11 protein-coding genes are annotated in these 6,286 nt (G+C 50.5%); 2 read left to right on the top strand and 9 right to left on the bottom strand.

All coding sequences use genetic code 11. The annotated features are described in order from the left end of the window. Positions 1–294 precede the first annotated feature (294 nt). The 9 genes from ACT8X9_RS12430 to ACT8X9_RS12390 form a co-directional block, all read right to left on the bottom strand. The gene (locus ACT8X9_RS12430; protein WP_444269198.1) at positions 295–1,071 is read right to left on the bottom strand and encodes an HAD-IIB family hydrolase; all 777 of its coding nucleotides are present in this window, start codon (positions 1,069–1,071) and stop codon (positions 295–297) included. After that, a complete protein-coding gene (locus ACT8X9_RS12425; RefSeq protein ID WP_418481961.1) occupies positions 1,056–1,517 on the bottom strand; it encodes a DUF523 domain-containing protein in 462 nt (153 codons plus the stop codon). Before ACT8X9_RS12425 ends, ACT8X9_RS12430 begins: the two co-directional genes overlap by 16 nt. A gap of 121 nt (positions 1,518–1,638) precedes the next feature. Further along, positions 1,639–2,028: a hypothetical protein gene (locus tag ACT8X9_RS12420; protein WP_444269197.1), complete on the bottom strand. Its 390-nt coding sequence runs from the start codon at positions 2,026–2,028 to the stop codon at positions 1,639–1,641. Then, positions 1,956–2,303, bottom strand: a complete 348-nt coding sequence (locus ACT8X9_RS12415) for a TnpV protein (RefSeq protein ID WP_444269196.1) — start codon at positions 2,301–2,303, stop codon at positions 1,956–1,958. The genes ACT8X9_RS12420 and ACT8X9_RS12415 overlap by 73 nt, the downstream gene beginning before the upstream one ends. 774 nt (positions 2,304–3,077) lie before the next feature. Beyond that, complete coding sequence (locus ACT8X9_RS12410) at positions 3,078–3,461, bottom strand: hypothetical protein (protein WP_444269195.1); 384 nt, start codon at positions 3,459–3,461, stop codon at positions 3,078–3,080. A 51-nt stretch (positions 3,462–3,512) separates the two neighbouring features. Then, positions 3,513–3,872, bottom strand: a complete 360-nt coding sequence (locus ACT8X9_RS12405) for a DUF2500 domain-containing protein (RefSeq protein WP_444269194.1) — start codon at positions 3,870–3,872, stop codon at positions 3,513–3,515. Between the two features lies 1 nt (position 3,873). After that, a complete protein-coding gene (locus tag ACT8X9_RS12400) occupies positions 3,874–4,221 on the bottom strand; it encodes a DUF6054 family protein (RefSeq protein WP_444269193.1) in 348 nt (115 codons plus the stop codon). Positions 4,222–4,307: 86 nt separating this feature from the next. Continuing rightward, positions 4,308–5,057 carry an SDR family NAD(P)-dependent oxidoreductase gene (locus ACT8X9_RS12395; RefSeq protein WP_444269192.1) on the bottom strand — a complete coding sequence of 250 codons (750 nt, stop codon included), beginning with the start codon at positions 5,055–5,057 and terminating at the stop codon, positions 4,308–4,310. Between the two features lie 110 nt (positions 5,058–5,167). Next, positions 5,168–5,371, bottom strand: a complete 204-nt coding sequence (locus tag ACT8X9_RS12390) for a transposon-transfer assisting family protein (RefSeq protein ID WP_444269191.1) — start codon at positions 5,369–5,371, stop codon at positions 5,168–5,170. 169 nt (positions 5,372–5,540) lie between these two features. Here ACT8X9_RS12390 and ACT8X9_RS12385 point away from each other — a divergent pair, with 169 nt between their 5' ends. Together ACT8X9_RS12385 and ACT8X9_RS12380 are read left to right on the top strand one after the other, a co-directional pair. Continuing rightward, entirely contained in the window at positions 5,541–5,921 is a 381-nt protein-coding gene (locus tag ACT8X9_RS12385) for a recombinase family protein (RefSeq protein ID WP_444269190.1), read from the top strand. Positions 5,922–5,970: 49 nt separating this feature from the next. Next, positions 5,971–6,286 (top strand): sigma-70 family RNA polymerase sigma factor (locus ACT8X9_RS12380; protein ID WP_444269189.1); only part of this gene is annotated, 316 nt, incomplete at its 3' end.

Genomic DNA, 6,286 nt, shown 5'->3' with positions numbered 1-6,286 from the left:
CAAGGATATAATCAATTCCGTTTTCCGTTATTCTTGGTTTCAATTCGCTCATGTTTTAATCTCCTCATTCTGGCTCATTTTTTTGCAAGTCTAGCTCTCCAGAAATATTGGTAAATCTTTGGTAAATTTGAGACTGAAGCACAAAAAACGCTTAAAAACGGGGCTTATGAGACGATTTGAGACTTTTCATCATGCCCGGTAAATCCTGCCATGGCAGATGAAAAGCACTTTTGTCATATCAGAATATTTCCTTATATCGTATCATTTCAAATTTGGAACGTGCGCGTTCCAAATTTACGCTTGCTTCAAGAACTCCCGCAGCACATCCTCTGGGCGGGGTGTATGGTTCGGGTACTTTTCCCGCAGCGGTGCGGCGGCACCATCCATAATGTAGGGCACACCCACAATGTCCAGCATCGACACATCGTTATAATTGTCGCCAAAAGCCATCACATCGGCAAGGTCGATGTCCAGAGTTTTGCAGATGCTGCTCACACCAATGCCCTTGTTGGCAAAGGTGGTGTCGATCCAGTACGGCCCTGCCACAGCGCAGTTCGCCTCTTTCCATCGTGGGACAAACCGTTCCGTGTAAGATTCTACGCCTTCGTGCAGATACACCGATACTTTTGTGATCTCCTCCGGCACCTCGGAAGGGTCATGGATGATTTGATAATTGTTCCCGATGAACTGAATACGCTTGAGCATTCCCAGACTCCGCTCCATCAGGTATGCAGTATTCTGACCGGAAAGCATTACCTCGCCCTGCCCGTCGCTGCGGATCCATAGGTCGTTGGCGATTTCTTCGGCCAATGCACGCGGCATCGGATTCTTGGCGATGCATTGTTCGTCTTTATAGATCACGCCGCCGTTCTCACAAAGAAACACACAGCAGTCTGCCACCGGTGCAAAGAGCTTGCGCAGGCTGGTATACTGCCGGCCGGATGCCGGGCAGAACAAAATACCGCGCCGATGCAGCTCCCGTATCTGTTCAAAGATCTCGCCTTCCAGCTCTTTCCTGCCGTATTGCAGCAGCGTACCGTCAATATCGCTGCAAATCAGTCTGATTGACATTTTCCGTCCTCATTTTTCAAGATAATTTTAGGCAATTCCCCGGCATCCAGAACACGGACGCCTTCGTCCATCAGCATTTTCGCAAAAACGCCCTGTCCGGAGATTTTTGTACCGGAAAATGTTCCATCGTAAATTTCCTTCACGCCGCAGCTGGGGCTGCGGGATTGCAGGATGGCAAGCTCCACCCCATTTTCTTTTGCAATGGCAAGGGCTTTCGCTGCACCTGCCCGGAACTCCCGGTCCACATTGATGCCCTCTTTGTTCGTGACAACGCCCTGCACGATTTCCGCCGGGCACCGCGGCGTGGGCAGGCCGCCCAAAACCTCCGGGCAGACCGGAACCACCTGATGCCCCCGCGCAAAATCACAGACCGCCTGATTGTAATTGTTTCCGCCGCTGTATTTGCAGTTTTCGCCCAGCAGGCAGGCGCTGACCAGAATCTTCATTGTTGCGCGCTCCGTTTTTCAGATACTGAATCTTTTACCTATTCTACCACGCTTTTGGGCATTGAAAAAGAGGATTCTGCTTTTTCCTATCCCCATACCGGGAGGTCCGCCGTAATCTTTTCTAATGTTCAAATGTCAGTCCCTTGCTGTCGTGGTCAAGCCAACCACTGCTTCCGTCCAGATAGGTGTGCGAACATCCACCGGGACCGTGCGGTGCATATTCTTTGGCAAGCGCTTTTGCCCGGAGTTTTCGGTCAGGCTGTGTCTGATAAATCTCCCAAATCCGAAGCTTGCTGTTTTCAAAGTCAGAACCTCTCCGCAGTGCTTTTTCAATATCAGCCTGTGACAAAACAAAAGCGGAGGACGATTTCTCGCTCTCCGCTTGGTCGATGGATTCGATTTGCTGTGCTTCCGTGGGGATGGCCGCCTCCAGAAAATTCAGCTGTAAATCAGCTCGGTCAGGATCATTTCCTCTGCCTGCGCTTTCAGGCTGTTCATGTGCTGCACCCACGCCATCTGTTTTTTCTCCTTGTCCGGAGCCGGGTTCCTCTCCAACAGTTCTTTCATCAGCTGCTGCATCCTGTTTTCTGCCGTCTGTTCCACCTCCCACAGGTGCGGGTACAGGGTCCCGTTCAGCAGCATCGTGCTGTACACCACCGGGCGCTGCTCCATCAGATAGTTCCGGCGCATCCTTCCGTACCGGTTCAGCTGCTTCCGGGGCTGATTCAAGGTCAGGTTCGGCAGAAAATAATCCCCGGTCTTCGTGTAGTTCAGATTGTTGCTCATATTCTTCTTGGCTCCTTTCAATGTTTCTGCGGCGAATCGTTGTTTTAACGGTGCGCTCAATCTGACGCAAGACTTCCCGGCTGCAGTCACTGACGGCGGTTCCCAGCGCATAGACGGCCGACGGCGTTGTAAAATCGTAGACTGCCTGAAAATCTTTCTCATCAAACCAGCCTGCGGGGTCCAGTCCGCACCGCTCCAGCAGCGCAATGCCCTTGGAACCACGCCGGACGTAACGGTTCATTTTATTGTTCCATACATCATACTCGGCACAGGCCGTGGCATCCGGTCTTTGGGCATAGATCATCAGCTGATCCGGGTAACTGTATTTGTACAGCCGTGCCGCTGTGATCAGAAATTCTGCCCAGTGCTCCCACTGTCGCGAAAAGCTGTCTGCCGTTTTGCAGGCAAGTGCAAGATATTCTTCGGTTTTGTTTGGCATTTGAAGCCTCCTTTCGGTTTCAGGGTACAAAAAGAGCGGGCAGCCGTTTCATCGCTGCCCGCAGAGGTATGGAATGATTTACTTATTTGATAAACTGGAATTTCTCACTTTTTCATCTTAGGAGCAATAAGCAGCACCACTGTCACAAGAAAATATATACCATACAGTAACCAAGTAATTGTATTGTTCCAAGGGAAACCCTTTTCTGGATGGTTCAATGCAAACACTATAAATACAATAGCTACAATCAACATTATCACACCGATAATCCTTGATATACTCTTTTTTATGTAAAGCACCTCCTCGTCAAACTGGAAGTTGTCCTTATGCCAAGTTTACTTGTCAATCACAAAATAAGCAATCACCATTACCAAAGAAATGGTCAATCCTATATAAAACTCGGGGAATGCTAATCGAATGCTATTCTGTAAACTGACTTCACCGGTGACAGTCAATGTATGCCAGGTGAGGAATTTATATATTTCGGAGACCACAATCCCAATCACGCCTAATGCGCCTAAACTTTTACTAACAACTCGTTTCTTGAAGGGAAACCATACTCCTAAAACAAACAAAATGACAGACACTATTCCAATAGGATTGAGCAGATTTATCAAGCCGGTAATTTCCTGTACACCTTTTAATCCACCATATTGGTTAAATAACATTGGTAATAAACTGATTAGAAACGCTATTGATAGAATTATTTTCTTTCTCATTCATTCACACTCCTTCGCCAAATTCCGATTTATCAAATTGAACAGGGATGTTCAGTTCCGCTCAAACCCAAGATAGCGGGTGCCCTGAAAACTCAGCTTTCCAATGTCGCCCTCCACAAGCATTCCGTAGTCCGAACCACTTACGGTAATTTCCATGCGGTCGCCGCTCTCTACCTGAAAGGTCACATAATAGGTCGTGAACGTATGCGTCATCGTATTGTCTGTATGGTGGCGAGAAACTTCCGTTCGCTTTGCCACAACCGTTGCCGGAACAGTCAGCCGCGGCGAATGGTTGTTTTTATTCCATGTGCTGATATTTCCGATGATGGTGTATAGGATCATACCCAAAACCACAAGGAACAGGATGGGAAACAGAATGCTGAACAGCATATCAAATCCAGCGTAAAACATCTTATTCCTCCAAAATTTCTTCCAGCAGGTCTTTTACATCGTCCAGAAAAGATTCTTCTCCGAGGGTGTTCACCTTGAAGAACACCGCTTGACTGCCTCCTGCGGTGATGGCAGACAGCCGGATGGGGCTGTCCCCATTCTGGAACATGGTCAACGTCAGGCTCAGGCGGTTGCCGCCCATCATGCTGTACCGTTCAAACACACGAACGCTGCACCGGGCATCGCCCTCTTTGAAGTCGCTGCCCGCTTCCAGATTGGCCGACCAGCTGCTGTCCGGAATTTCCTGTTCCAGCTTCCGAATCAGTTTGTCAAAATTCTTGTTTCGGATGGTCTTTTCAAAGATTGCCATAATGGTTCCTCCGTTATGCCAACGAAATTCGGTTCCTTTATCTGGAATACGAGCGAAGCTGCCGAAAAATTGCAGAGAAGCTCCTCTCAATAACCGAACGCCAGTGCGCCGCCATCCACGGCAAAATCCTGTCCGGTGATATAAGCGGCACCATCGCCCACCAAGAATTCGGCCATCTTACCCAAGTCGCGGGTGTCACCGTAGGCGTGCAGCGGCATCCGGTTCAGAATTTTCTGCTCCCGGGCTGCGTCCACTACCTGCTCGTTCATTTTGCTGCGGAACCACCCCGGCGCAATGCTGTTGACGGTGATGTTGTCCTGCGCCCACTCCACGGCCAGAGCGCGGGTCATCGCCAGCACAGCGCCCTTGCTGGCACAGTACGGCACCACCTCGCTGAAGCCCAGATGGGCGCTCATGCTGGTGATGTTGATGATGCGGCCCTTGTCCGCACTTTTCTTCAGATAGGGGTAGCAAATCACACTCATCTGGAACAGGTATTTGACATTCACATTCATGATATTGTCAAACTGCTCCATGGGAAAGTCCTCGGCCCGGCATTTATAGCTGACGCCTGCGTTGTTTACCAGAAAATCAAGACGGCCGTTATGCTTTGCGGCCAGCTCCGCCACCAGTGTTTTCATAGCTTCTGCATTGCCGATGTCACCCCGCAGATGGACAACGCCCGGTGCACTTTCGCCTACACCCTCTTTGGGCTTGCCGGTGCGGCTGATGACATAAACTGTCGCGCCGGCCTGAGCCAGCACATTTGCGATCTGGAAACCGATCCCGCTGCTGCCGCCGGTCACGATACCGGTCTTTCCCTTCAAACCTGCCATAAAAAGCACCTCTTATCTTTTATCTGCGACCTGAAAGCTGTCAGCTTCAGTATATCATACCTTTGCAGGATGCGAAAGCTCTTATGTACGCCGCCCGCAGGCGGCAAAAATCAGTTCATTGGAAATTCCAGTCCTGCAAACTCGGCATCCGTCAGCCGTTTCAGCTTTTCAATGACCCGCTCTGACAGTTCCCGCAAAGCAGTTTCATCCGGCATCAGGTAGCACTGCATCAGCCGCAGCTCCCGCACCAGCCCCTGCCAGGTGCCGGTATTGTAGAGCATCATCAGCATCAGCTCATCATGGTTAAATTGCATGGTCATTCCTCCCCTTCCGGCACTTTGTGGGATTGCATTCCGGCATATCGCATTTCGCCTTGAGTTGGCTCAGCTATGTATGACTATCGTTATTTTTCTTTGCAAAGATGGCCTACCATGCTACAATAGCCGCATCTACGGCCACCGGACAACAGGAAAGGAGTATCTCATGTCCAAAACTGCTGACACCATTGCCATCTATTCCCGCAAGTCCCGCTATACCGGCAAGGGCGAAAGTATCGGAAATCAGATTGACCTCTGCCGCGAATATATCCGCACTCACTACGGCGATGCCGCCGCGGAACATGCCGTTGTCTTTGAGGACGAGGGCTTTTCCGGCGGCAACCTGAACCGCCCGGACTTCAAAAAGATGATGACTGCGGCCAAGGAACGGAAATTCAAGGCCATTGTGGTCTACCGTCTGGACCGCATCAGCCGCAACATCAGCGATTTTTCCAGCCTGATTGAAGAACTGGAGCGGGAGACCATTTTTGACGGTGTGCCTGCCCGACGTCAGGAAAAAGGTCAAGCCCTCCATCATAAATTATAGTAACAATTTATGATGCTTTGGGGAGGGACTCGCCATATTTTTATCTCTTTTGCAGTTTTTTGCCACAAAGTTTCTGTTTCTTGCGCTTCATCTGGAAAGCGGCAGCTTTCCCCGCCCGCTCAGCCCGCAGGAGGAGATCAAGACCTTTTCCGCTTTGCGGGAGGGCGACCCGTCCGCCCGGGAAAAGCTCATCCGCCATAACCTGCGCCTCGTGGCCCACATCGCCAAAAAATACTACGCTCTCCCCGGTGAGCAGGACGATTTGATCTCCATCGGCACCATCGGCCTGATGAAGGCCGTGGACACCTTCGACTCCACCCGCCGGGCCAGATTTTCGACTTACGCCAGCCGATGCATTGAGAATG

The organism is Faecalibacterium sp., from assembly GCF_052358865.1.
Taxonomy (GTDB): domain Bacteria; phylum Bacillota; class Clostridia; order Oscillospirales; family Ruminococcaceae; genus Faecalibacterium; species Faecalibacterium butyricigenerans.
This window is presented reverse-complemented; position numbering and strand designations above follow the sequence as displayed.

Bases quoted from the DNA above. Each gene is read 5' to 3' on its own strand.
- ACT8X9_RS12385 (WP_444269190.1), top strand. From the start codon at position 5,541: ATGTCCAAAACTGCTGACACCATTGCCATCTATTCCCGCAAGTCCCGC.
- ACT8X9_RS12425 (WP_418481961.1), bottom strand. From the start codon at position 1,517: ATGAAGATTCTGGTCAGCGCCTGCCTGCTGGGCGAAAACTGCAAATAC.
- ACT8X9_RS12390 (WP_444269191.1), bottom strand. From the start codon at position 5,371: ATGCAATTTAACCATGATGAGCTGATGCTGATGATGCTCTACAATACC.
- ACT8X9_RS12395 (WP_444269192.1), bottom strand. From the start codon at position 5,057: ATGGCAGGTTTGAAGGGAAAGACCGGTATCGTGACCGGCGGCAGCAGC.
- ACT8X9_RS12415 (WP_444269196.1), bottom strand. From the start codon at position 2,303: ATGAGCAACAATCTGAACTACACGAAGACCGGGGATTATTTTCTGCCG.
- ACT8X9_RS12405 (WP_444269194.1), bottom strand. From the start codon at position 3,872: ATGTTTTACGCTGGATTTGATATGCTGTTCAGCATTCTGTTTCCCATC.
- ACT8X9_RS12430 (WP_444269198.1), bottom strand. From the start codon at position 1,071: ATGTCAATCAGACTGATTTGCAGCGATATTGACGGTACGCTGCTGCAA.
- ACT8X9_RS12400 (WP_444269193.1), bottom strand. From the start codon at position 4,221: ATGGCAATCTTTGAAAAGACCATCCGAAACAAGAATTTTGACAAACTG.
- ACT8X9_RS12410 (WP_444269195.1), bottom strand. From the start codon at position 3,461: ATGAGAAAGAAAATAATTCTATCAATAGCGTTTCTAATCAGTTTATTA.